Consider the following 22694-nt stretch of genomic DNA (forward strand, 5'->3'; position numbering starts at 1 on the left):
GAGGAACTCCTGCACAAATTCAAGCCCTAAGCAATCACGATTTTCGTTCCTCGCACAGGCGATGTAGGAGTCTAGTGTTGAGAAGAAATGAACCCCAGGATTTTTGGTCAGAAGCCTCAGGCAATCAGGATGCCTTGAACGAGTGCTATCAATATTGTTTGTCCCTACATGATCCTTCTCATTGCGCGGAAGGCGACGAACATGGAGCGGGCGCGGTCGATGCAGCGAGAGAAGTAATGCTTGTAGTCGGGGCTCCCGGATGTGGCGCGACTGCGCTGGCGAACCAGCTTGCCCTGCAGCTGCGTGCAGCAGGTCGTAATGTTTTGTCCATGGATGAGATTTCGAGTCTTGAACCTAACGATTTCAGAGTAAACCTGGATCAGGCGCTGCGAATCCCACCTGATGTTGTCGCGAGATCGGGATTAGCAAAAGCGGGTTTAAACTCTTTTCAGCTTGCAGTGCTGAAGGCCCGGGAATTCGACTGTCTCCTTATCCATGACCTAGACATTTACGGTTCAGACGACGTAACCCAGGCGGCCAATGCTGCTGTAATTATTCAGCTGATACGGGCTAATAAAAAGTCACGGGTCGTTCTCTTTGGTCTGGCCGATTCGTTGGAATGGCTGAAGATTGCGTTCAATGACGTATCTCTTAGATTGAGGAAAATACATCTCAACCCGATGCCTGCTGATTCGAGATTTGAGCGGTTCATGACTGATGTTGCGCTTAACGTGTTGCTCCCATGCCCTTCATATCGCATTGAGGGCTTGGACATTGATGCGGTTCATTTGACGTCGGGTGGAGAGGTCGGGGTCGCGGTCACAGCGCTACTTCATCAGATCATGGAGAGAACTCAGAGGGCAACCTCAAACGATGACCAGTCGCTTTCTATGTGGAAGTGCGACGAGGAGGCGGGTTCATACGCTTATTGTAGCCTGGGAGCGCTTAGCGCAACCCATCCGGCTATCACATCGCGTCAAGTTGAGCCCAAGGTAAATGGTCTGGATGCAGGGGGCGCGCAGAGCGCCACTGCAAAAAGCCTTAGGAACGATGCCGCAGGAAATTTTTGCGGCGTTCAATCAGGGCTATCGATCTCAGTCACCAAGGAATCAGAACTCCGCTATGACTACCCGGCGGTTGACAACGAATCCTTTTCCTCCTGGATTGCGCGAGTCGCGACGGATTCGCGTCACATCATTGGTTACGAGCTGGGTAGTTTCCTGGCAACCTATTGCGGTAGGGACGGGTCAGACCCCGATTTGCAATGGAGTAATCTTGAACTGCTGCAGTGCCTGAGCCTGGCTGACCGGCTCTACATTACGGGGCACTTCTCTTCCACAGCGCGGACATGCAACCTCGCCATTCCGAAGAGCAACGACGACAGTGCTTATCTGTTCAGTGATGACACCACGGAAGGAAACGACAGCCATCGAACTTTCGGTTCTCAAACAATTCCTTATTACGAATCTCGGAATTACTGCCCTGAGTGCTTCAAGGTTGATCTGGCAGCTGGGATTGCTCCAGCGCTGCGCTTGGATTGGCGGCAACCGCACCTCAGTGCCTGTCTGCGCCACGACAGTCCAGTTCTCTTGCAGCGACTGGTGAGTTCAACTTTCACAGTGTTAGACAAAGCTTGGACTGCTTTCGCTGAGTACGCAGGAAGCCCAGCCTCAAAGCTTACTACTCAGTTTCCGCTACAACACTCATCATCGTCTCACGCGAGAGCAGATAACGATCGCTTGGTGGAGCTAGCAGCCAGGATGCAAACGTGGTTTTCTAGCCTCACCGTTAATACAACACCCACGAAACAAGCCGCTGGTTTCTTGATGTCTTACTGGCTCCAAGATGTCAGCAGAACGGGGGCGTGCGGATTCGCTCGAGCGTACTTCTTTAATCGCTTTGACTCTAAACTAGATGTTAGGGGCGAGCGAGGAAGTATGCCTAGTTTTTTTATGTACGACACCTCGCGCCCGCGAGACGTTGCCGTAGCGTATTGGATGTTGGGTGTCGGGTTTGGAGTTATTGATGATTCTGAGGCTGCGTTTATACAGAATGCTACTAGGGCGCGTTCTATTCCGTTCCCTGTATCTCAAGTCGAAATATCTTCGGCGGGTAGGTTTTCCTATGGTCGGAATCAGAGGGGGATTTATGTGGCGCTGGCAAGGTCGACATTATGCAGATTAGAATTCCAAAGTATCAAATGGGCTCTTGAATGATGTGCGAGGAGCTCCTGAGTTAATGATGTTAAACAAAGATTCTGAAGGCTTGATGATAGTGGCTAGTGCGCGGAGATTGTCACAGTAGGCTCCCCTCAGGTAAATTATGGCAGGGATTTGGAAGCTTTCGCATCCGAGGCTGAGCTGGTTTTAACCTTCGCCTTAGGATGATTTGCCCGGCCATGCTACGGCGGTCACGATTAATATTTCATTGTATTGGTGAAGCTGACCGTTAAGCTCCAATCGGTGGGGAGCCTCCATAGGCTCTAAATCCTCATTGTATCGACGTTAACGAAAAATTATAACCATTTGATTTCCTTAGATTTCTCTCCCAGTTGAAGAATTCCTGAGCGTATCTGACATATGCTGTAAATTGACAGGACGATGACCCTAGGGTATCGGCGCGTGTTGGGAAAGCTGAGTCGGATCAATCGGAAAGGGCTGTCCTAATTACCGTTAAATTGACAGGAGCTTCGGCTTCCTTGGCCTGCGCCAGCCATCGTTGCTGTCGGCTGTATTGATGCATCGTTGGTAACAGTGATTTTTGGGGTGATTTTTAGTCTTGAGAAAACCTCATGTTGGCAACCTACCAGATGAGCCTGACCGGTACACCCAATCTGACGAATGGTCGAGTAACCCTTGTAGTCGCATATAATATATTGATTTATATGAAAAATTGCTTCGTTTAGGAAAGGGTTTTTATCGATCGTGAACATCTCTATACTGAGAGAATCTCCTCCCGAATCTCTCGAGTAGCTGGAGTGGCTAATGGTTAGGACGCACACGCTTGTAGAGTATCGACTCAAGGAGTTTGAGCTTGAGCAGACCCTGCGCACGCTTAAAAAACAGCAGGAAAGCTTGGATTACAAGCTTGATGTAGAATTCTATTTGAAGCTTGAGGCGTTGGCTAAGGATTATGGGTACAGCTTCAGTCAAGTCTACGACCTCCTCGAATCTAGGGGGGAACGGGCTGCCAGGGTCTTGGTAGATGATACTGAAGGCTTGAGGGCCAAGACGAACACTGAATTACTGGAGATGGTTCAACGAATAGGTGTGACATCGCCTTCGCACCAAAGCAACACCATTCATGCAGATTCTGAGCGGGATGTGGATAGAGAGTGGGGGGCTAGTAGCTCAGATGCGCAACATCAACAAGCGACTTCGTCAGATATTGCAAGTCGCGAGGATAGGGTACGGGAGAAAGTGAGTGAATAATGTTGAGGAATTCTTTGCATTGAGCAAACGTATTGCAAAGGATTATGAGGCGATTACACCACTTCTTCGCGATCCGGAAGTTGTTAGGGCTGCCCAATTTCTTGGCGAACTGGATAAATTGGCTCAGCGATATGACTTTAGCGTCACGGATATCCTTAAGTTGATTGATCCCGGCCGCGCTTTAGAGTCAGAGCGAAAGAAGCACGATAAAGACCGGCAGCCTCAAAGGCGGAATAGGCGTGACGCGCGGTAGATTCATTAGTTAAGTGTGCCTGCGAGGGCCTCTGCGCATACCACTGGCACAAACCTAACCGCGGGGTGCCCCGCGACAGCGGCCCCGTTAGGCTTCCAGCTTGCTATCTGCGCGTAAGAAATAGTTTTTCGGGCAGTACGCTTTAGGCAGGCACTAATCAGAAACCAGCGACCCAAATACCTTACTCACAAGTTGTACGATTCCAAATACGGCTTACAGTGGCGGCTGAAACACCTGTAGCCTCGGCCGTTTCTTTCTGACTCATCATTTGGGCCTGACAAGCCAAGATAGCCTCCACCGTCTCCGGAGGCGTCCTTCGTCCAGGCTTGGTCGCGACCAGCGATCCGTCTTCAAACTCCCCATGCCATTTCGCTAGCACACCAAGTTCAGCCAGTTGCTGACCATCGTCTTTGAGGTGCGCGAGCAAATCCTTGTGCGATTGGCCACGCTCAAGGCTCGCTGCGACGGTGAGGAGGGTGAGGGCATCGACCTGAAGCACTGAAGCGATTGCTTCCAGCGTATCGAGGGTTACGCCGCTCTTGGCGGTTTCGAGGTTGTAAACGTGCTTGGGATCGATCAGACCTTGGAAGTCATCCTTGCTGAGGCCGCGCGAAGCCCTCACGAGCCGGAGGACTGCGGCTAATGACTCTCTCAGTGGCATGACGGCTCCCCAAAGCTGAGGATAGAGCCACATTGATTAAATTCAATCCATGGAATATATTCCCTATTCTGCATGGGTCGCTTGATTGGCCGAGCGAGGCGGATCTGGACGTCTGATCTTGAGCCCAGTGCCCAGCTACCAATTTATGGAAAACCTTTAAGTCAGGCTCATGCGGCCCTGTATGCATCGGATCGCCCAGGGTTAAGGTTCTCCGGGTCATGGCTCACTGCATCGCCATTGCGTCCGTGCACGTTCACCTCTGATACGGAATAGTCGGAGCCGCCGCGCAGAGCCGCGGTTGGGCAATAACCCGAAATTTTCAATGCGTCGCTCAAGCGATGGCTTCACCGAGATGATCGATGTTCAGAACAGACGACAATGATATGGCAGGCCTCCCAGGGATGTTTGGGGAGGGGCTTGCTCATTGGCACGCCGTGACACGAATGCTCCGAAAGCACTGGTTCCATCTCTCGGTAGTGATGGTCGGGCAGGGCAAGGGTCATGAGTTTGAGCTCATGGTCAATGACGAGCTGAAATTGCAGCAAGTCCTCCAGTCCCAGGACGAGAAGGTTTTCGTCAAAGAGATCCAGGTTGTCACCCCAGCGAACATGAATGGTAGCGGTGCATGGCGGATGGAGAAGGTGAAGAGCCTGGCGATCGGAGATGACCAGGATGGTGACAGTGTCTGCGTCGTTACGGTTGACGGTGGTTCTGTTTACCATGATTCGTACCGTACGAATTTGGATGTAGCGTCGCTCACCAAGATGCGGGTTTTGTACGACGCCCTGAGTGCGAAAAGGAGCTTGCAATGAGCGAAGGTAAGCTCGAAAGCTCTGTCGACAGCGAGCTCCTATCAGATAACCATGTCCCTGCCGCCGGCCTTGAGTTGTCTGTTGAAGCTGCTCGTGCTCTGGTTGTCGAGCGCTTCCCACGCAGGTCGTACTGCATCGTCGAAGACTGGACGCTGTTCGAGCCTGACCTAACCGAGGATGAGTTGGCCAAGGTGAAGGCCGTGGGCCTGGTGCCTCTGATCGTATTTGCTCACTGCGTTGTTGACGACAGTGAGGGGCGTTTTCCTGCTGGTGGCTGGGTTCGGTCGACGATGTGTGCCTCATTCGTGGATGGGGTTTTCGCCGCGACAAGGAACACTGTCTACGTGTTGCTTGGCCCTGGCCGTCGTCAGAAGGCTAGCCTCAAAACCATCTTCTCTTTCTTTTAAGCATCGCAGCACTGCGTATGGAGCGCTCCTCACGCAGCGACGTGCTAAGAATCCAGGTTGTAAGGACACTCAATGGCCACATCCATCAAGCTCCAATTTCACAGTAAGCGGCACTCTGACTTCGATCTGCTGCGAATCGCCCGGGCGATGGAGCAAGGGTTCGCTGCGCCTGTTACCGCCTACCTAACAGATGCTTTCATCATCTCTCGGGCAGGTGGCGGAGTGGTGTTTGGGTTTGAAGGTGACGACCCTGCAGGCCGTTATGCTGATGGTCGTGTTGTTCAGACGGCAAAGGTCGATCGGCTGGGGAAGGAAGGGCGGTTTTGGGTGCTGACCACTGTGGAGGGTAGCCGCTATGTGATGGCTGCGTTTCGTCGAGAGGGCGGTCGGAATTCACTGCGGGATTTCCTGCAGATGGCTGTGGCTTGAGAGTCTTCTAGCTAGGTGAGAATTATGGTGTTGTCAGCTGCGCTACCAGAGATTTCGATCGATGAATTCAGGGCCCGGTATCCACGGTTGTTCTCTGATCTTGGTGTGGACGATATCTACTGCAGTCGAGGATGGAGAGGGATTCTCTTGGCGCTGTGCGACACCCTGCAGGAGCACTCGGATCGGCATCCAGGCGTGGTGCCGGTGACGGTTGCGCAGATCAAGTCCAAATTCGGCGAGCTCCATTTCTTCTACGACGGGGGCGATGACTACTGCCATGCTGCGGTGAGTGTTGCTGCTCAGCTTTCGTTGCGAACCTGTGAGGATTGTGGAGGGCCGGGTAAGCAAGTGCCTGCTAGGTGGGTTCGTACCTTGTGTTCAGTACATGATGGAAGTGGTTCGAAAACAGTGGTGTAGGCTGGCACATCGTTTTTGAGAGTGCCGCTTCGCGGAGTTACTCACTAAATCCAAATTTCAAAAAAGTGGCTTCAGGTCGGAGCTGCTTGCGGTCTCCCTTCGCCTATAGCCAGGTTCTGGGTGTTTTCTTGACAGGAGTTATATCGTGGCAATCGCTGATTACATCAAGGTTTCGGGAAGGCTCGAGGACATTCGAGTTTTTGAGCATAAGGAAGGAAGCGTTCGGGTAATCATGAAGATCGATGGTGTTTTAATTCCGAACACCGACATTCCGATTAAGCTCTACGAAGAGATCGAGGCGGGCAAATACTACGATTTGTATTGTGTGTACAAAAAATCCAGGAACAAATTAAAAAATACTGTCGTGGTCTATGCGTTCAAAGAGGAGGGCGGACGAATTCGCAGTCTCACCAAGCTTCGTCTGGCTACTCCAGTGTATATGATGGTCTATGGGGCGATCTGGTTCGCTGTCGCGTATGTAGCTGTTTTTCTTCTTGCGCTTCTTCCAGTGCTCGCAGACCATCCGCGGACAGGAGCTTTACCCATTTTGCACAGCTATTCAATGCTCGGCGGTGCAGTGCCAGCGTTGTTCTTTGCCTGGTGCATCATAAACTTCTGGCGCAAGTCCGGAAATCTAGAATCTTGGCCGAGCGTTGCTCCAGGTGTCGTGATTGAGCGTTTCAGTAAGCTCCACAAGTAAGCGGTCTTACCTGAGATTGGTAGCTTGGGCGTGCCGCTCCGCGGACAGGCTGTCGTAAACCGAGCCCTGCTGTTGCAGGTCTCGGCCCTCCGGGCTTCCATCCTGCACGCCTTCGGCCGGGGCGGCCTGCGCGCTCCGCTTGCTCATGGCACGCGATAGGTTGTGGGCTGCTTTCCGTTTTGTTCAGCAATCACCATCGGAGAACTCATAGCCAAGCTGTATCCGTTCCCTGCTGTTTGGAAACAGCTTCATGAGCGATTATTTTGTCATTGAAGGTTTTGCTTGGAAAATTTTGAGGTAAAAAATCAAATTGTGCTCAAGGTTTTGTGAAGTGAACCGTTTATAAGTATAAAAGCATAATTTAGGTGCTATCATGGCCTCCCGTAAGCTGCTTCAGCCTAGCAATTCTTTTAAAGCCCCTTCGAGCTTCTATGTTTCAGGCACAAGTGAAACCTTTCCAGTTACTTTGAGACTGATGGAGTCAGGTCTCATAGATACTTGGTTTAATGGCTTGCGAGTATCGTACACGCCGCACCAGGCCCATCTGGTCGCATCAAGTTTGGTGCATGCGCTCGTCCATCTAAGCGTCTCGTTAACAGGTGATTGTAGCAAGGAGGCCAAGAAGCTCCACGATTCAGTTTCTCTTTGGGCCGAGTTGATCATCCCTAGTCTTCGTCTTTCGCAAGACGCCGCCGACCCCATTACTCACGAGGGGCATGGTGCTCATTTTGTTGCGAGAGGAGCGCTGCAGAATCCAGATCCAAGTCCAGATTTTGAGTTCAGTGATGAAGCGCAGGCCACTTACGATCTGTTGATCAGGCCACACGAGGCTTCAGTCCGACTGAAATTTTCTTATGTGAAATGGCTGCTTAGCCCTGCAGAGGCGGAATGGCTGGCCAATCAATTATGGGTCGCCGCGTTTTTGGCAGCAAAGCAGTATAACTAGCCATACAAGCCTGTAACGGTGCGGTGAGTGTTGCTTCTCAGCTGTCGTTGAGAACCTGCGAGGATTGCGGAGCACCGGCTAATCATGTGCCTGATAGGTGGGCCAGTACGCTTTACCCGAATCACGATGGGGGTGCTTCGCACCCTGTTGTGGTCAGACTTCACACAACGCGAGTAGAGATGTCCCCGCGAAGGAGCAAGGTTCGGGCATTGTCATTCGGGTTCGTGTCGCGCGTCTCATTCACCTCCATCCCAGAAAAGCTGCGGATTTTTTTGCGCATTTTAGGACGCGGTGAATACCCCTATTTACCTGGGTTTGATCTGGTTTGAATGCTTTTCAGAAGAGAGAAATTTTCGGATTTTTCTGGCCTAACCGGAGCTGGTCGATGGCAACGTATCTGCAGTCGTTGCCCGTATTGCGACGCTACTCACCAAAGCAGCGATCCGAGGGCCTTGGGTGCGGTGATTTTAGGTTGAAGCACCACACCCTGCGGGCCACAAGGCGGCCTATGCGCTCTGGCAGACCAAATCTGAAAGCACAGACCCGAGACGTTCAATTGTCATTGATGAGCAAGGTTGCATGGGCTCGCGAAGTTCGTTGGTGATTATGCCCTGGACGCTCAGAGCTGCCTTGATGACAGCGGGGTTGGGTTCGATGAATGCAATTCTTATCCAGGGCAGGAGTCGATAGAGCGTGGCTCTGGCAGAGATGAGGTCGCCGCTATCCATCTCCTGCATCATCTGAACGTATAGCTTGGGACTAATGTGTGCTGAAGCCGAGATTGCGCCGGCGCCGCCCAAGGCAAGGTTGTTGAAGATCTGGATATCTTCGCCAGTCAGTATTTCTGCGTTTCCGTCGGCGATCAGGGCCATGGTGGTTTCGATATCACCACTGCAGTCCTCCACAGCAGCGATTCTAGGGTGATGCACGATCCTTCTCAGCGTCTCTCGCTCAATCCTCACACCTGTTCGATAGGGGATGTCGTAGAGCACCACTGGGACAGAGGAGGCGTCGGCAACCGTTTGGAAGAAAGCCTTGATGCCTTGCTGCGAAGGTCGGATGTAGTAGGGAGCTGGAACCAGGACGCCGGCGATGTCACGGCTCTGGATCTGTTGCTGGAATGTCAGGACTTCCGACAGGTTATTGCCCGACAGGCCCATGATCACTTGGCCTGGCAGGGCGATCTGCAGAACTGCATCCAGTACCTCAAGTTGCTCATCCTTGCTCATGGCAGCGGCCTCGCCCGTGGTACCGCAAACCACGAGGCCTCTCACTCCGTCAGCGAGGAGCTTCTTGGCTAAGCCGTGCAGGGCGTGGAAATCGACCTGTCCCGAACGGAATGGTGTGACCAGTGCAACCCAGATACCGCGAAAATTAGACATGCATTACTCCTCAGGCAGACCGATTAGTCGACGTCAGAGGAGGAAATGGGAATCAAGCGGGGAGAAGACCTAGCGCTATCTGTCCTGTCAGCTCATCTGACGGGACAGCGCCCCGGTCAAATGAGCGACTGTTTCTTGGATTTCTTGGCAACGGACACGCATGCGCATGCCTGGGCAGAGAGGCCCTTGGCAGTCAGCATGTGGTCGGTGATGAGAATCATGGGTGATCCGTTGCGAAGAGGTGCTACCCGATAGTGCGTAAGGCGGCTGTGTTTAGTCAACAGGCATTTCTCGTCGAATCTGGGTTTGCAGCGCGGACGGCTGTCGTGAGCCGTGCCACGCTGTGGCTCGGTTTCGGCGGTGTCGGCCTGCGCGCTCGCGTGCTTGGACTCAAAAAATGCATTTGCGGCTGAGTTTCTCTGGGTGGGCGGCACGCCAGCGGTATCAATCACTGCTCGGCCGCTTCCTGATTTACATCACTGGGTGCTTCATCTTGGAACTTCAAAGCTAGCTGTAGAGCTAGGTTGAACCCAATTTCAGCATCCTTTTCAACCTCTGAGTGGCCATCAATGTCAAAGGTCAGCCGTGATGGGTTGCCGTGAACGAGCTCCGATCGAACATCATAGAGTCGATAGAACTCTTTGGCTTGGCGACCACCAAGGTACTCCTTTACAACTCGCTTACCAGCTTTAGAGATAGTCTCTCTTTTAGCGCTCTCTAACACCTTCGCGAGCACGTCTTTCGTCGCGTCTGTGGCCTTAATCAGATTAATCTGGCCTTTCAGTGCGTCGAGCGCATCTTTAATTTCCTGGTCGACTTCACCTCGATCACTGAGGACTTCTATCGCCGTCATCGACAAAATCAGCTTCGATTTGGCGTGGGGTGACGCCAGGGCTAGTCCCAGCACGCTCAGCGCTTCTAGGATTCGCACGGTATCGTAATTGAAGGAGGAGTCAGGAAGGGTGATGTCCGTAAGCGTTGCCAGCACAAAGGCCTCAGCTACGGCTTTTGCTCCCGGCCAATGCTGATGACGTGACGACTCGTAGGCTTGGGGTTGGAAGCTGAGAGGAACAATGTTGGCTTTCTCAAAAAAGCTGCCGACAACGCTCGTTGCAAGCCGCTGACCGGTACTGAATGACAGCCAGTCTTCGTGTGGAATCTTAAGCTTGAGCAAAGTGACCTTCACCTTCATGAGCAAGGTGACGAGCTGCTCGAGTGCTTCTTGCTCCGTTGCATATCCCTCCGATGAAATCAGAAAGACGTCATCCTCCTTTTGCTCGATTTTGATGCCCTTGCTATCGAGCTCGAACACGGCAGGGGAAGAAGAAGCGAGGATACTGCGATCTGTCAGCTTTATTGCGAATGAGTACGAAAACACCTTGATCCCTCAATCAATGATCCCACTAAGGCGCAGGCAGTTTAATGTCGAGGCCTCTAGGACGTGGTTTTGGACGCTTCCCTCATTCTGTAGCGATTGGCCGTCGTCTCACAATGCTCTTTCCTGAAAATTCCTTGCTTTTGTGCAAGCCCCGTCGTAGACATTGCCCTCCGATTGTCCCGTGTAAGAACGTAATGTCAGAGCATAAACCCCGTTATCCTGAAGCTATTCCGCTGCGCGTCGACGCTTTTTGTCAGGCCGATTTCGAGCAAGCCACATCCGGAACTGAACCAACTTACTCGGCCCTCTCCGGAGCGATGACAGGACTGGCAAAGGCCGCCTCGGAGGCCCAGGAGTTTGAGGCAGCGAGGGTATGGTGGCTGTTGGCGGATCTATGCATGATGATGCTGGACACTACCAACAAAAATGAGCCCTTCAGGCCCTACCTACTCATCGGCGACCGGCATTCAATGTCACCGGCAAGCATGGTCGACGAAGAGTATGTGTTCTTTAACGACTTGGTTGACGGCCTCCCGAACGGCCTATTGAAGGCGAGGGTCTCCGATCTCCTCTGGATCACTCCTGGCTTCAAGCACATTCGCCACGCCCGAGCCGCCATCGATGGCTATGCGACGGTGCCACTGAATGATGAGATTTGGTACCAAGAAGGTAGAGAGTGCTTCCAGAGAGCGTTGTCCCTGACCAAGATGATTGGCCGAGGAGATGAGGGGCGGCTCTCGAACCTTACCCAGGCAATCATGGATGCAATCGAGCAGGCGATTCACCAGGAACTTCCATTTGCCGTTGGGTTGGTCGAGACGGTCATGGACTATCAGCTTGAACATCCCGAAGTCTCCGCGTTACCAGAAAAGGTGGCTGAGCTCGGTCGCTGCTTCGTGAGCAAGCAGGATATCTTTAGGGCCCGACAGTGTTTCGACACTGCGTGTAAGGGTTTTGCCTTGTTTAAGCGTCACCTACAGGCTGCAAAAATGACAGTGGCCATTGCTGAGACATGGGTATCAGAGGCCGAGGTGAGAGGTGAGCAGACGCACCCGATTGTGGCGCAAAATGCCTTGGAAAATGCTCTTCAGACCTACCGAGCAGTTCCGGGGGCATATCGCGCCGAACTAGCTGTCGACACGGTTCTGCCTGCACTGCGTAAGAGAATTGCTGAGGCAGGTGCACGGGTGGTTGAGCAGATGAGTCTGATCTCAACTCAGACAGACATCACGAAACTGGTAAAGCGTACCAAGCGCTTAATCGAAGGTCAGTCCTTTGGTACTGCCCTCTATCATCTCGCCAATATGTACCCGTTTTGCTCGCCCGCTGAATCCCGTCAGGGAGCGCTGAAGTCACTGCGTACAGGGATAGTCAGCTCTCTGACAGAGGCAGTTTTCTTTGATGAGACTGGCAGAGTGATTGCGAAGCGACCGCCACTGTCCTTCGGTACCGAACTGACTGAAGAAGACGAGTACACAGTCCAGGCCAAGATGGTCAGCGAACACTTGCACACCATCAGACTTACGGTAAGGGGTGGGGTTTTGCCGGCGCTTGCGATCATCTCGGAAGCACACTGTGTCAAGGAGGTCGACATGGTTGAGCTGGCCAAAGCATCGTCACTCGTGCCTCCAAATCGAGTGCACATGGTGGGGAAGGGGTTGTACTGGGGGTTCGTAGGGGATTTTGGCATGGCCGCACATTTCCTCATTCCTCAGATGGAGGCACTGATTCGACATCGAATGAAGGAGGCAGGTCTCAATACCTCGACGTCCAGCGCTGACGGTATCGTTACCGAAAATGGATTGAGCACCCTCATGGATGTCGAAGGCGTATCAGAGCTGCTGGGTGATGACGTAGCTTTCGAAATCCGAGCGGTGTTCTGCAGCCCATATGGCCCAAACCTCAGAAACACCTTTGCTCATGGGCTGCTTGATGACGACCAAATCTATGCAGAGTCGACCGTTTACGCCTGGTGGTTCATGCTCAAGTATGTCTCGGGGCCATTCTGGGAGACGGTACCGAGGACGTAGCCCTGATCGTTTCGCCAGGCTTAAATCTGGTGGAGCGTTGAGGCAGTGGTCACGGTGTAGGAGTGGCGGGGAACTCCTGCTCGTAAAGCCTTGGGTTGATGTAAACATCTTTGAGGAGATGCTCAAGAATGTTCATGGCCAAGGCTAGCTGCGAAGCCTTTTGTGCCGTCAGCTCGTGTGCAGCCTCGTTTCCCAGTGCTCTTACCTTGTGCAAGATTTTCGCGTTCTGAGGGTTTAGAACCCCTCGGGACGCTAAGTCTTCAATTTGATAGTAGAGGTTATCTCCCTTCGCCTGCTTCTCCTTGCAGACGCCTTCCAGGAGGGCGCGCATCCCGATTGCGGCTAGTACGGGCAGGCCGCCGGTGAGTGCCTTAAGTGATTCCTCATAGATGGCTTTGAGAGGCGGTGGCAGCCACCAGAGGTCAAACCCTATGTTGCCAACTCCCTCCATCCGCGGTGGGTACAGGTTTTCCGTCACGAAAAGCTGCAGTTGGCCATCTTCGTCGTAATCACGGTCTTCTGAGTCGCCAGAGGCCATGCGAAACGAAAACGTTTTGCAGCCTTGGCATTGGACGATCTGATTGTCGACCCACCACTCATGGAAATTGTGCTGGTCTTCACGAGAGGACTCGACACAAGCTGAGCACACCACGCGATGAAACGTCTTTGAACAACATTTGCCGCAAGGTAGTTCGAGTTCATGGCCTTCACTGGCGTGCAGGGTGTATTTGGTCGATGTCTTCATCGTGCCCATTTCCTAGGGGAGTGTGCAAAACATATCTTGCCTTCCGCCGGAGGGCTAGGATTGTGAGCGTATCGAGACCACCTTACTGAGCTTTGCGCTTTGTTCTCCATGCTACCCGCCATCGTTTACCGTCATGCTGGCGAAATGGTATTGTCCAGGGATTGTCGCCTTTCGCGACTCGCCGGCACAGGAGACGCCAGCTTGGGAGCCCTTCAAAAATCGTCGCCCTTTCTATCCAGGTTTGCGACGCCTAGAACCGGAGAGGACAGTATCCCGGGCTTTTATTCTCCGGAGCTCCAGATGTGGGCCGTTGAGGCTTCTGATGGAGTAGTTCCAGTCATCGCTGACGGCGCGCTGAATGAGCTGATGACCAAGACCAAGGTCAACGCAGAGCAAGATGACGAGGCGTCCTGGCAGATAGAATTGTTGACCAAAACCTATCAGAAGGTCGAAAGCGATGACGACGATCCCAGTCCTTATCGAGGTCAATCGGATGATTCAGGCCAGTTGCATAGGTTCGACTCGAGCAACCATCTGCTGCAACTCGTGACCAAAACCGATGCGAACACTGAGCGCGACGATCGGTGCAATGCCAACCACATCCTTGAGCTGATCACGAAGACCAACGTTGAGCTGGAGCGTGATGACAATGGTGATCCTACCTTCGGATTGGACACCCGTTATTACTCGGACTGATCTGGAAGCGCCTCATGCTGTTGTTGGTGACAAATCGTCGCGATATCACGATGGACTACGTGGTTGCTGAGCTCCGCCGGCGCGGCCAGCCTTTTGTCCGACTCAATACCGAGCAATTGCCCGAAGCGTTGTGCTCGATGGCAGGATTTCCCCGGGACGCCTGGTCTATCTCACTGGAAGGGGTGGTTGTTCGTGGTTCGCAGATAACTGGGGCCTATTTCCGTAGGCCGGGAGCTCCAGTTGTACCGGACACGGTAACGGATCCGGGGGAGCGGGCTTACATCGAATCGGAGTGGAGCAGCTTCCTCAAAAGCCTTTATTCCCGCTTGGACGGCCGGTGGCTGAACTCACCTACCAAAATTTTCATGGCTGAAGACAAGCCGATGCAGCTCCTTCTCGCGCAGGAGATCGGCTTCAACGTACCACAAGCATTCATCACGAACGACATCTCATGTGCTAAGGCCCTCTCTGCCCTCGGCCAGGCCATTGGCAAGCCTCTCCGTCAAGCGGTGCTTGAAGGCGAGACGGAGCGCGTCATCTTCACCTCACGACTCGCTGAGATTGAGGATGACCAAGCGGAAGCGATCAGGCTTACCCCATTCATTGTGCAATCAGAGATCTTGAAGCAATACGATGTGCGAGTGACTGTCGTGGGTGAGCGGGTTTTTGCTACTGCGATTTGGTCGCAAGATAGCGAGGAAACGGAAACTGACTGGCGCAAAGGTAGTCGTCCTGATCTTCGCCATGAAAAGATTGTTCTTGAACGGAGGGTTGAACGTCAGTGCGTGAAGCTCGTTCAGCGCCTAGGCCTTCGTTACGGCGCAATCGATTTGGTTTGCGATCGTTCAGGCAAACTGTGGTTCTTAGAGATCAATCCGAACGGGCAGTGGGCTTGGATTGAAAATCTAACGGGTTACCCTATTGCCGCGGCGATCGTAGATGAGTTAACGGTGAGCGCAATTGCTTCAGCCTAAAGACTGGCTCCATTGGCTCTGGCCGACCCTCATCCCATTGTCGTCTGCTGAGCAGGCCGAGGATACGGAATGGAAGCAGGGGATGGCTGCATCTGTTCGAGAGGGTGATTGGTCGACGGACAGCGACGTGGTGCTGGAAGAGTCGCGGCGTCTTTTTGATGCAGAAGTTGACCGTCGGAAGGGAGCTGATGCGAAAGCAGGTATTTACCTGGCCGCCATCACGGCGCTGATTCCCGTACTTGTCTCACTGCTGCCAACTCTTTGGAGCGACAAGTCGAGCAAATGGCTAGGTTGCATCAGCCTCCTCTTATTCGGACTGGCCGTTGCCTTCCTCCTGCGCGCAGGGGCTTGGGCCTTCAGAACGCTCAAAGTCGCCGGGTTCGCTCAGCTTGGCCCAGGTGAGCTAGCCAATACCTGGAAAGAGAGTTCGCCTAAAGCAGGCCTAGCCAAACAGCTCGCCCGCGCTGTTCTACACAACTACACGCTGGTCAACGAGAAGGTGACCGGTATCAAGATGACCCATGAGTATCTGCTTCGTGCCTTCCTGACTTTCACGATTCTCTTGGTGCTCCAAGTAGTATGGCCAGTTGGCGCTTGGGTGGTTGAGGAAAGTACCAGGCTGATGGGCACTCCAGCCCCGACTCTTTTGATCATGTGCTATTCGTGACTGCATGACCCTGTTCGATGTCGCTAACCTGCATCCCAGGAGTTTTGATCCTCCATTAAGCCTGTGTGAGTGCTCTAGCTGCGTGCGGAATCTTCGCCTTTAAGTCTGAAATTGGGAGATACAGAGTCGACAGCACTCGTGTCTGTTTCGCAAGGCCACTACAGCTTTTTCGATCTACGCTCTTTGTTCGACTGCCCAAAGAGGTAGCGGGACGATGGTTGGTCAACACACGGAGCTGTCATGTCGAGTCTACAAGCGGAGTATCAGCGTTTCTTGATTTACCTGGCTGGTCAGCCAGTACACGAAGATGTGCGTCGTATGGCGAACTTGATCATGGCCAATTTACAGAGCCTGGCCGAGGTTGGTACGCAAAGGCGGGGTCGCTCCAGTCGGCTCGCTCCGATAGCGCTACAGCATCTAGCAAACACCCCAACTCAATTACCTGAGGCTGCGGAAGCTAACCAGGCAGATCGTGCTCACCTACGGTTGAGTCGACTGGAGGTCGGCCCGTTTCGTGGGTTTATGCAACCTGAAGTTTTCGACCTGAGCCACGACATTACGTTGGTTTACGGGCCTAACGGAACGGGGAAAAGCAGCTTTTTCGAAGCCCTTGAAACCGCAATGCTTGGTTCGATCAGTGAAGCGGAGGCCAAGCGCTTTGCTCATCGATCTTACTGCGACAATGCGCGCCTTCGTCGTCACGTAGCTCCGCGATTGCTCGGCTCGCTCGATGGTGGAGAAACTACTCAGATCCACGCAAGCGAAAAGGACTATCGCTTCTGCTTCGTGGAGAAAAATCGACTCGATGACTTTGGCCGAATAGCTGCCCGAACACCAGGTGACCAACGTCAGTTGATTGCAACGTTGTTTGGTGTTGACCAGTTCAGCGAATTTGTCCGCGGGTTCAACGCCACCCTTGATGAGAATCTGAGCATCTCGAGCGTTAAAGCTTTACAGCTCGAGGGGAGGCGTAGTCAGGTTGCAGCATCGCAGCAGCAGATCGATGGCTACGAGCAGCGTGTTGCCGGAGTAGCCAGGGAGGAGGAGGATCTAGCCGTCCGAATTCATCCGGGCAGCACCTACCAAGCTTGCGTCGACTGGATCACGGGGACGCAGGAGGTGCAGGGGCGCCTGGCATATCTCCAAGGCGTTCTGGAATCGCCTGTACCCGTGCTGCATGGATGTACAGCAGCCTCTCTGGAGGAGAAGCGGAGAGAGGTCTATGACACATATGCGGCAAGCCAAGCAGCGCAACAGGCACTGACTGCCCGGGCTGGTGAGGTCTCATATTCGAACCTGTATGAAGCGCTCCTTCAGCTGGCAGATAACGCGACATCATGTCCAGCGTGTGGCACTCACCTGGATCACGTTGTCCAAAACCCATTCGAGCGTGCACGCGCAGGGCTAGCGCAATTGGCTGAGCTCAAGGGGTTGCAGCAGCAATCAGAAACGGCAGCCAACAGCTTTAACGAGTCGTTCCGCTCCCTCCATGCCGAAGTGCGGCGTGCATGTGGTGCCGTGGCACAGGTGTGTGCTAACGAACTTCAAGCTGCGCAATTGCCAGAGCTTCCGCCGGCGTCTACAGGCAGTTGGTTTCAACCATGGGTAGATGAGAATGATAGGGCATGGCTGGCCCTCTTGGCGTTGGTCAATCGTGTTGAGCAGGCTGATGCCGCTACCCGTCAAATTACTGAGCAAAGGCAAACTCTGGCCCAGGAGAGGATGAGGCTTGATGGGTTCAAGACCGAGATTGAGCGATGCAAACTTCTTCGATCTCAAGCTCTCGCTGATTTCACGCAGGCTCAAGCAACGATTGTCCAGTTCGAAGCTGACAATCAGCAACTGATCGAAGAGGTCGCACGTGAAGCGTTGACTCTTGAACACAATAGGCGGGTCAAGGCCGCCTATGACGGATACCTGCCGCAATTGCAGGCCTACCTTGCAGCGTTGCCAGCCCAGCTTCTGCAGGGACTAGGTGATAGCGCTCGCGATCTGTACAACCTGTTCAACCGCGAGGATCCTCCACCTGCGCAAATTCACGCGCTCAGACTGCCGCTCGCCGAAAATGGAAAAATCGAAATTGAATTCGTAGGTCAGCCAGGTGAGCGCTTTGACGCGCTAATGATCCTGAGCGAGGGGCATATCCGGTGCCTAGGCCTAGCGATCCTGCTGGCGAAGAATATCGCGGAAAACTGCCCGATAGTGGTCTTCGACGACGTTGTGAATGCCATTGATGACGAGCACCGCGATGGCATCTGGCGCACGTTCTTTGAGAGCGGTCACCTGGATGCTAAGCAGGTCATCCTCACCTCACATGCCGAAGAATTCCTGCATCGAATCCAGCAGGAGATTGGTGCTCAGCGAGCGGCCCAAATCCGACGCTACAAATTTCTTCCACATCAAGGGGAGCATCATCTACGCATCGATACTGATCCTCCAACCAAAAACTACGTGCTCTTGGCGCAGGCCTCAGTCCAGGCGGAGGAGAAGCGAGATGCATTGCGTCACTCTCGAGCAGCAATTGAGAGCCTAACGGATCGAGCCTGGACGTGGTTAGGTAAGAAGCACGATGGAGCACTCGAGATCAAGCTTACGGGCCCGCGTGCCAACTGGGAGCTGAACAACAAGTGCGTGAAGCTCCGCAGCGCCATGAGAAGAATCCCCAACCCACACCAAGGCGTGGAGAAAATTCTGGCAGGCCTCGATGCATTGCTCGCCAGGAGCGGGACATCTATCGAATGGCATTACTTGAACGGTGGAACGCATGACTCGCAACGCGATCACGAATTCGATCGCGCTGCAGTTCGGGCTATTGTGGATGCTGCTTCGGCTATGGATGGCGGGCTTGAAGCCTTGAGGAACGGTTAGTTTTAACCGGCATGAAGCGGCATCGACAATCGGTGCCGCTTCGCTACAGCGTCCTCTGGCAGCCGGCGGGTTCTCCCGTCTACGCCGCCTCAATCCCAACGGAGATGATGTCCCCGAGGTTTGAAAAGGGTGGAGCTAACCGCCCATCAGCTACCACCGCTTCAGCGAATAGCTTGAGAGGTGGCTCGGTCGCCTCGATCATCCCCAAAGCGTATCCCACGCTAGGAAGTAGCAGAATCACTCGAGCCTCATAGCCCTCACCCGAGCTCACTTTTGATGAGCTTATCTTGGCTGCCCATCGGTAGAGACCAAGGCATTTCAGCGTTACCTCTCTGACTGCCTGTCATGACTCATGATCACCCATTGGCGAGCTACTGGGGCGCAAGCTGTTACCCAGAGCCCCCCCCTAGGCGCACAAGACCACCCGTACGATGGGCTAGGTAAGCAGGGAAACGTTCAGCTGACTGCTAACCAGTGTCACGATTGTCCAATTCATCACCCAGATGCTGATCCATCCTAAGGCTAACCTCCCTCAAAGCTCATAACAAAATCTAGGAGCAGCCATGTTGAAAGTATTGGACTCAACTCTCGAAGCTATCGGGAACACCCCTCTGGTGCGGCTGGATAGGCTGACCAAAGCGTACGGGGTTAAAGGGACTATTTTGGCCAAGCTGGACTACCTGAACCCAGGTTTTTCTAAGAAAGACCGCGCGGCGCTTGGGGTGATCGAAGAGGCGGAGAGTCGAGGTGTACTCAGCCCGGGTCAGACCGTTGTTGAACTGACTTCTGGCAACATGGGCACCGGCTTAGCAATTGTCTGCAAAATCAAAGGTTACCCGTTCATTGCTGTGATGTCGAAAAGCAACTCCGAAGAGCGCGCTCGAATGATGCGAGCATTGGGCGCCGAGGTAGTGCTCGTAGATCAGTTGCCTGACTCGATTCCAGGGCAGGTATCTGGCGGCGACCTAGAGCTTGTTGACAAGGTCGCTCAAGAAATCACCGTAGTGAGATGAAAGGTTGTAAAAACCATCACTACAACGGTGCGTGAGCCCTCGGTGAGCAGCACCTATCGATCGATAGCTGATTCACAACGCTGAGGCATATGAGGTGCGGCAACGCCGCCTCAACATTTTCGGTCATCAAGGTTGGCGCGGAGACCTGCAAGAGGACACCAGCCCCGCTTTCCAACTAATTTGGTAGGGAAGCGAGCCGCTATGTGACCAGCTCAGGAGTGCCCGCTCAGGCAACCTGCTTGGAGAAGAGACTGAGAGATTGTGAGGATCAGTCTAGATTCGAGGCGATGTATCGCACCATTTCCTAGGTCGCTTGCTAGAGCATTAGGTAGTGATATCGCTACCTCTCGGGTGCACAAATTAGCTGTTGCTCTATCCCTCTGCCGGTGGACTCGCAGCGCTTCTAACGGTGCTACTGCGCAGATATGTGAGCCTTCACGTTTACGCTAAAGAATTTTTTGCTGCTGCCGATATTGATTCGACTAAGTGGAATTCCGCTTTGCTGCTGTTCAAAAATGGTTTGCGTGATACGGCCAGCCACCAAGCAAGGTATTATAAAGGAGTAGGTTTTATGGGCGAGAAGCTTCAAAGGTTTGTTGAAGGGAGTCGCGACAATGCAATTGCAGCCCTATCAGGCGCAATGGCTGGCGCGCTGGTTATTGCTTTGTATGAAAGCCCTCATAACAAAGGGCTTGCAATTTCTTTGGCTGTGTTCGCCGTTTGCTCGTGTGTCAGCGCAATCATCGGGCTGACTAAGTCCGGAAAGACACCGAATACTGTGAGTCTCGCGATATTGTTGATCTCTGCAGCGGCAGCAGGCTACACCGTTTGGGACTCAATTCAGCAGCGCCCGAAAAGTTTCGCTACGATCGAGTCTAATGGGGTAGCTTATAAAATTAGCGCCCAGGACTGCGATTTTGGAGTCAAGGGAGTCATGACTTGCAAGATCAGGGAAGAGTGACTCAGTCGATACGCTAGCGCTGTCTTGGGGCTGTATGCATTGCCAGCGAGGGAGCGCGCGTCGACTCGTTTGCGGGGTCTACAATTGTTCATTTTGGCCCCGCAGCCAATCCAGCAGGCACTAGGATGCAAAATGCCCCATCTGGTCGAGAATGCGCTATCAGATTTGTATTCAAATGGCTGGGCAAGCCTTCAGTTGCCGGACGATACCGCCGCGGTGATTCAGCAAGCGGCGCTCGAAATAGCTTTTTCCATTGGGCAGCCCAGGACAACACGCCGTGGAGGGCCTTTGATTGACGTGCTGATTCCGACTGACACGCAATCTGCGAATCTCCGCTCTCTCAGCGCCCGTTATGGTCTGAGACCATTTCCATGGCACACCGACGGGGCTCACTGGGCTACACCGCCCCGCTATCTCGTTATGGGTTGCTTAGAGGCCGCCCCCGACGCTGCTCAAACTCTCTTCTCTGAAGGAAGCGCATTCAAGCCTTTGAACGCGGGGGCCGCTCGCTCGTCGACCTTCAGGGTTACCAATGGCGGCAACAGTTTTTACACCACGGCTCGAGGCAGTTCCGATCGTTACTACAGGTACGACCCTGGCTGCATGACGCCAATGGACGCCGGCGCTCACGAAATCTTGCGCGCGATCGATCTCTTTGAGCCCGCAGAAGAACATGCAATCACCTGGCAGGCCGGGATGTTGCTACTGCTTGATAACTGGCGATTTTTACATCGGCGTGGAGCAGCACAGGGTAGCACTGAGCGGAAGCTCCTGAGGGTCACCGTAATGGAGAGAAGCAACCATGGCTAACACAGGAAGTACCGCCAAAAAGCCGCGCAAGGAAGTGCCATCAGTGATCTCGGCGGAGGCGCTGTTAGGAAAGTCTCGGCTTTACGCCTCGCGAGCGTTGCAGGCCAAGGCCTCGAAGGATTCCGAGGTCTATCAGATCTGGGCTGCTTTGGCCCTTGAGCTCCTGGGTAAAGCTCAGCTGGCGGCGATTCATCCTTGCCTGGTCGTGGAAACCGACAATCCGAATAGCCTTTTGGAGGCTTGTGGTGTCGAAACTGACACCAAGGTGAAGACTATCAGTGCTCACGTGGTTTTCGCACGACTGAAACACACGGTGGCAAAATTCGGCACACCACATGCTAAGGCATGCGAATTGATCTCCTCACGTAGAAATGCCGAACTCCATTCGGGCCAGGCAGCATACGCCGGCGTCATGGATAGCGACTGGGAGGGGGAGTTCTGGACAACCTCAGAGCTCATCCTTGCATCCATGGAGCTCGAGCTGGAGGATTGGGTGGGCAGTGAGTCAAAAATCCCTGCTGCCCTTGCAAAGGATTTCCACACGATCAAAGTGCAGGCGGCCAAACAGCGTATCGCGAACGCCCGAGCAACCTTTGAAAAGCCCGAGGAGGCATCCGGCTCATCACAGCAGAAGCCGAAAAAGCGTTCTCCTAAAGAGATCAAGGCGCTGCGAGAGCAGTCCCAGAGCCTCAGGTGGTGGACGTATCAGGATGCATTTAGATACCTCTTGGATAGCCACTGGGACATTCCGTGCCCTGCATGTGAAAGCAAAGCCTTCTTAGGGGGCGATCGTATCCACGAAGAGGTCATCGAGCAGGATCATGAAAGTGGATACGAAACGGTTGAGCGCTACTCCACGCCAGTCGAGTTCTACTGCCCAACTTGTGATCTGCACCTAGAGGGTGCCGAAGCGATGAACGCTGCAGGCTTTGATGAAGAGTACGTTGAGCAGGATGAGCGAGAGATTGAGTATGAGCCAGACTATGGAAACGACTAGGCTGTAGACTACCTACGAAGACTGCTGGAAAGCCCAAGGATCCCGGGGCCGCAAAGCCATTGGAGCGAGGGCTTCGTGGGGACAGCGACTTATCAAGACAAACGGCCATAACCTGCA

Annotated in this window: 22 protein-coding genes; 17 read left to right on the plus strand and 5 right to left on the minus strand. The window is 53.5% G+C overall.

The features are described 5' to 3' along the window. Positions 1-77 precede the first annotated feature (77 nt). From HU764_RS11980 to HU764_RS11990, 3 genes are all read left to right on the plus strand, one after another. Positions 78-2216 carry a TniQ family protein gene (locus tag HU764_RS11980; protein WP_186702812.1) on the plus strand — a complete coding sequence of 713 codons (2139 nt, stop codon included), beginning with the start codon at positions 78-80 and terminating at the stop codon, positions 2214-2216. 768 nt (positions 2217-2984) lie between these two features. Further along, a complete protein-coding gene (locus tag HU764_RS27645) occupies positions 2985-3431 on the plus strand; it encodes a hypothetical protein (protein ID WP_225935636.1) in 447 nt (148 codons plus the stop codon). Then, the gene (locus HU764_RS11990; protein ID WP_186702813.1) at positions 3424-3684 is read left to right on the plus strand and encodes a hypothetical protein; all 261 of its coding nucleotides are present in this window, start codon (positions 3424-3426) and stop codon (positions 3682-3684) included. Before HU764_RS27645 ends, HU764_RS11990 begins: the two co-directional genes overlap by 8 nt. 181 nt (positions 3685-3865) lie before the next feature. Here HU764_RS11990 and HU764_RS11995 read toward each other — a convergent pair whose 3' ends face one another. Continuing rightward, positions 3866-4345 carry a helix-turn-helix domain-containing protein gene (locus HU764_RS11995; RefSeq protein WP_186702814.1) on the minus strand — a complete coding sequence of 160 codons (480 nt, stop codon included), beginning with the start codon at positions 4343-4345 and terminating at the stop codon, positions 3866-3868. 359 nt (positions 4346-4704) lie between these two features. On the opposite strand from HU764_RS11995, the gene HU764_RS12000 reads away from it, so the two are divergent. From HU764_RS12000 to HU764_RS12020, 5 genes are all read left to right on the plus strand, one after another. Beyond that, positions 4705-5157, plus strand: coding sequence for a hypothetical protein (locus HU764_RS12000; RefSeq protein WP_186702815.1), 453 nt, complete (start codon positions 4705-4707; stop codon positions 5155-5157). Next, entirely contained in the window at positions 5154-5564 is a 411-nt protein-coding gene (locus HU764_RS12005) for a DUF6957 family protein (protein WP_186702816.1), read from the plus strand. Before HU764_RS12000 ends, HU764_RS12005 begins: the two co-directional genes overlap by 4 nt. A gap of 72 nt (positions 5565-5636) precedes the next feature. Next, positions 5637-5993, plus strand: coding sequence for a hypothetical protein (locus tag HU764_RS12010; protein ID WP_186702817.1), 357 nt, complete (start codon positions 5637-5639; stop codon positions 5991-5993). Between the two features lie 562 nt (positions 5994-6555). Then, a complete protein-coding gene (locus HU764_RS12015; protein WP_186702818.1) occupies positions 6556-7110 on the plus strand; it encodes a hypothetical protein in 555 nt (184 codons plus the stop codon). Between the two features lie 373 nt (positions 7111-7483). Further along, the gene (locus tag HU764_RS12020; RefSeq protein WP_186702819.1) at positions 7484-8056 is read left to right on the plus strand and encodes a hypothetical protein; all 573 of its coding nucleotides are present in this window, start codon (positions 7484-7486) and stop codon (positions 8054-8056) included. A gap of 506 nt (positions 8057-8562) precedes the next feature. On the opposite strand, the gene dapA is transcribed toward HU764_RS12020, so the two are convergent. The 3 genes from dapA to HU764_RS12035 all read right to left on the minus strand — a co-directional run bounded on the left by dapA (position 8563) and on the right by HU764_RS12035 (position 10816). Beyond that, positions 8563-9438 (minus strand): 4-hydroxy-tetrahydrodipicolinate synthase, encoded by an 876-nt coding sequence (gene dapA, locus HU764_RS12025; RefSeq protein WP_186702820.1) that lies wholly within the window; start codon positions 9436-9438, stop codon positions 8563-8565. Positions 9439-9554: 116 nt separating this feature from the next. Next, entirely contained in the window at positions 9555-9890 is a 336-nt protein-coding gene (locus HU764_RS12030) for a hypothetical protein (RefSeq protein ID WP_186702929.1), read from the minus strand. Further along, positions 9887-10816 carry a hypothetical protein gene (locus HU764_RS12035; protein WP_186702821.1) on the minus strand — a complete coding sequence of 310 codons (930 nt, stop codon included), beginning with the start codon at positions 10814-10816 and terminating at the stop codon, positions 9887-9889. Before HU764_RS12035 ends, HU764_RS12030 begins: the two co-directional genes overlap by 4 nt. A 194-nt stretch (positions 10817-11010) precedes the next feature. Between HU764_RS12035 and HU764_RS12040 the strand changes: the two genes are divergently transcribed. Beyond that, on the plus strand, positions 11011-12846 hold the full coding sequence (locus tag HU764_RS12040) for a DUF4209 domain-containing protein (RefSeq protein WP_225935637.1): 1836 nt from the start codon (positions 11011-11013) through the stop codon (positions 12844-12846). Positions 12847-12895: 49 nt separating this feature from the next. Here the strand turns inward: HU764_RS12040 and HU764_RS12045 are convergent, their stop codons facing one another. Next, positions 12896-13591: a DUF4145 domain-containing protein gene (locus tag HU764_RS12045; protein ID WP_186702822.1), complete on the minus strand. Its 696-nt coding sequence runs from the start codon at positions 13589-13591 to the stop codon at positions 12896-12898. 300 nt (positions 13592-13891) lie between these two features. On the opposite strand from HU764_RS12045, the gene HU764_RS12050 reads away from it, so the two are divergent. The 8 genes from HU764_RS12050 (at position 13892) to HU764_RS12085 (ending at position 22577) form a co-directional block, all read left to right on the plus strand. After that, positions 13892-14287, plus strand: coding sequence for a hypothetical protein (locus HU764_RS12050; RefSeq protein WP_225935638.1), 396 nt, complete (start codon positions 13892-13894; stop codon positions 14285-14287). Between the two features lie 14 nt (positions 14288-14301). Next, on the plus strand, positions 14302-15261 hold the full coding sequence (locus tag HU764_RS12055; RefSeq protein ID WP_186702823.1) for an MvdC/MvdD family ATP grasp protein: 960 nt from the start codon (positions 14302-14304) through the stop codon (positions 15259-15261). A gap of 82 nt (positions 15262-15343) precedes the next feature. Next, positions 15344-15928, plus strand: coding sequence for a UbiA prenyltransferase family protein (locus HU764_RS12060; RefSeq protein WP_225935639.1), 585 nt, complete (start codon positions 15344-15346; stop codon positions 15926-15928). Between the two features lie 240 nt (positions 15929-16168). Continuing rightward, on the plus strand, positions 16169-18796 hold the full coding sequence (locus tag HU764_RS12065; protein WP_186702825.1) for an AAA family ATPase: 2628 nt from the start codon (positions 16169-16171) through the stop codon (positions 18794-18796). 563 nt (positions 18797-19359) lie between these two features. Beyond that, positions 19360-19809 (plus strand): pyridoxal-phosphate dependent enzyme, encoded by a 450-nt coding sequence (locus HU764_RS12070; protein ID WP_189662587.1) that lies wholly within the window; start codon positions 19360-19362, stop codon positions 19807-19809. 427 nt (positions 19810-20236) lie between these two features. Continuing rightward, positions 20237-20770 (plus strand): hypothetical protein, encoded by a 534-nt coding sequence (locus HU764_RS12075; RefSeq protein WP_186702826.1) that lies wholly within the window; start codon positions 20237-20239, stop codon positions 20768-20770. A 132-nt stretch (positions 20771-20902) separates the two neighbouring features. Beyond that, entirely contained in the window at positions 20903-21580 is a 678-nt protein-coding gene (locus tag HU764_RS12080; protein ID WP_186702827.1) for a TauD/TfdA family dioxygenase, read from the plus strand. Beyond that, entirely contained in the window at positions 21573-22577 is a 1005-nt protein-coding gene (locus HU764_RS12085) for a hypothetical protein (RefSeq protein WP_186702828.1), read from the plus strand. Before HU764_RS12080 ends, HU764_RS12085 begins: the two co-directional genes overlap by 8 nt. Positions 22578-22694: the final 117 nt, after the last annotated feature.

This window comes from Pseudomonas kermanshahensis (genome assembly GCF_014269205.2).
Taxonomy (GTDB): domain Bacteria; phylum Pseudomonadota; class Gammaproteobacteria; order Pseudomonadales; family Pseudomonadaceae; genus Aquipseudomonas; species Aquipseudomonas kermanshahensis.

Coding starts and splice junctions, on each gene's coding strand:
- HU764_RS12005 (WP_186702816.1), top strand. CDS start 5,154: ATGAGCGAAGGTAAGCTCGAAAGCTCTGTCGACAGCGAGCTCCTATCA.
- HU764_RS12020 (WP_186702819.1), top strand. CDS start 7,484: ATGGCCTCCCGTAAGCTGCTTCAGCCTAGCAATTCTTTTAAAGCCCCT.
- HU764_RS12080 (WP_186702827.1), top strand. CDS start 20,903: ATGCCCCATCTGGTCGAGAATGCGCTATCAGATTTGTATTCAAATGGC.
- dapA (WP_186702820.1), bottom strand. CDS start 9,438: ATGTCTAATTTTCGCGGTATCTGGGTTGCACTGGTCACACCATTCCGT.
- HU764_RS12065 (WP_186702825.1), top strand. CDS start 16,169: ATGTCGAGTCTACAAGCGGAGTATCAGCGTTTCTTGATTTACCTGGCT.
- HU764_RS12055 (WP_186702823.1), top strand. CDS start 14,302: ATGCTGTTGTTGGTGACAAATCGTCGCGATATCACGATGGACTACGTG.
- HU764_RS12085 (WP_186702828.1), top strand. CDS start 21,573: ATGGCTAACACAGGAAGTACCGCCAAAAAGCCGCGCAAGGAAGTGCCA.
- HU764_RS12050 (WP_225935638.1), top strand. CDS start 13,892: ATGTGGGCCGTTGAGGCTTCTGATGGAGTAGTTCCAGTCATCGCTGAC.
- HU764_RS12000 (WP_186702815.1), top strand. CDS start 4,705: ATGTTCAGAACAGACGACAATGATATGGCAGGCCTCCCAGGGATGTTT.
- HU764_RS27645 (WP_225935636.1), top strand. CDS start 2,985: ATGGTTAGGACGCACACGCTTGTAGAGTATCGACTCAAGGAGTTTGAG.
- HU764_RS12070 (WP_189662587.1), top strand. CDS start 19,360: ATGTTGAAAGTATTGGACTCAACTCTCGAAGCTATCGGGAACACCCCT.
- HU764_RS12045 (WP_186702822.1), bottom strand. CDS start 13,591: ATGAAGACATCGACCAAATACACCCTGCACGCCAGTGAAGGCCATGAA.
- HU764_RS12060 (WP_225935639.1), top strand. CDS start 15,344: ATGGCTGCATCTGTTCGAGAGGGTGATTGGTCGACGGACAGCGACGTG.
- HU764_RS12040 (WP_225935637.1), top strand. CDS start 11,011: ATGTCAGAGCATAAACCCCGTTATCCTGAAGCTATTCCGCTGCGCGTC.
- HU764_RS12010 (WP_186702817.1), top strand. CDS start 5,637: ATGGCCACATCCATCAAGCTCCAATTTCACAGTAAGCGGCACTCTGAC.
- HU764_RS11995 (WP_186702814.1), bottom strand. CDS start 4,345: ATGCCACTGAGAGAGTCATTAGCCGCAGTCCTCCGGCTCGTGAGGGCT.